At 64.8% G+C, this 1,332-nt stretch carries 2 protein-coding genes; both read left to right on the top strand.

The annotated features are described in order from the left end of the window. The coding region (locus DEA8626_RS20765; protein ID WP_108855148.1) for a CoA transferase subunit A at positions 1 to 705 on the top strand (705 nt) is incomplete at its 5' end. Between the two features lie 3 nt (positions 706 to 708). Continuing rightward, positions 709 to 1,332, top strand: coding sequence for a 3-oxoacid CoA-transferase subunit B (locus DEA8626_RS20760; protein WP_108855147.1), 624 nt, complete (start codon positions 709 to 711; stop codon positions 1,330 to 1,332).

Here is a 1,332-nt window from a genome sequence, read left to right as displayed (position 1 = left end):
ATGAAGAAGGTCTACGGCAGCGCGAAGGAGGCCCTGGACGGGCTGCTTCACGACGGCATGTTCATCGCGGCGGGCGGCTTCGGCCTTTGCGGCATTCCGGAGCTTCTGATCGACGCGATCCAGGAGGCCGGAACGAAGGACATCACCATCGCCTCCAACAATTGCGGGGTGGATGATTTCGGGCTCGGGGTCCTGCTCGGGACCAAGCAGATCAAGAAAATGATCTCCTCCTATGTCGGCGAGAACGCCGAGTTCATGCGGCAATATCTCTCGGGCGAGTTGGAGCTGGAATTCAACCCGCAAGGCACGCTCGCCGAACGCATGCGCGCGGGCGGCGCGGGCATCCCCGGCTTCTACACCAAGACCGGCGTCGGGACCGTGATTGCCGAGGGCAAGGAGCACAAGGAGTTCGACGGCGAGACCTACATCCTCGAGCGCGGCATCGTCGCGGACCTCTCGATCGTCAAGGCCTGGAAGGCCGACGACACCGGCAACCTCGTCTTCAGGAAGACCGCGCGCAACTTCAACCCTCCCGCCGCGACCTGCGGCAAGGTCTGTGTGGCCGAGGTCGAGGAAATCGTGCCGAGGGGCAGCCTCGACCCCGACTGCATCCACCTGCCCGGCATCTTCGTGCACCGCCTGATCCAGGGCGCCCATGAGAAGCGGATCGAACAGCGCACCGTGCGCAAGCGCGAGGAGGCCTGAGCCATGCCGTGGGACCGCAACCAAATGGCCGCACGGGCGGCCGAGGAACTCGAAGACGGCATGTATGTCAACCTCGGCATCGGCATCCCGACACTCGTCGCGAACTACGTGGGCGGCAAGGACATCACGCTGCAATCGGAAAACGGCATGCTCGGCATGGGCCCCTTTCCTTTCGAGGGCGAGGAGGACCCCGACCTCATCAACGCCGGCAAGCAGACGATCACCGAGCTTGCGCGGACCTCGTATTTCGACAGCGCGACCTCGTTCGGCATGATCCGCGGCGGCAAGATCGCGGCGGCGATCCTCGGCGCGATGGAGGTGGCCGAGAACGGCGATCTCGCGAACTGGATGATCCCGGGCAAGCTCGTCAAGGGCATGGGCGGCGCGATGGACCTCGTCGCCGGCGTCGGCCGGGTGATCGTGGTGATGGACCATACCAACAAGCACGGCGAGTCGAAGGTCCTGAAGGCCTGCACCCTGCCCTTGACCGGCAAGGGCGTCGTCGACCGGATCATCACCAATCTCGGCGTCCTCGACGTGGTCGAGGGCGGCCTGAAGATCGTCGAGACCGCCGAGGGCGTCAGCGAAGACGAACTCCGTGCCGCAACCGAGGCGACGATTGTCTGA

It is taken from the genome of Defluviimonas aquaemixtae (assembly GCF_900302475.1).
GTDB classification, from domain to species: domain Bacteria; phylum Pseudomonadota; class Alphaproteobacteria; order Rhodobacterales; family Rhodobacteraceae; genus Albidovulum; species Albidovulum aquaemixtae.
Note: the sequence above shows the minus strand (reverse complement) of the source record. Positions and strands in the feature narration are given on the sequence as shown.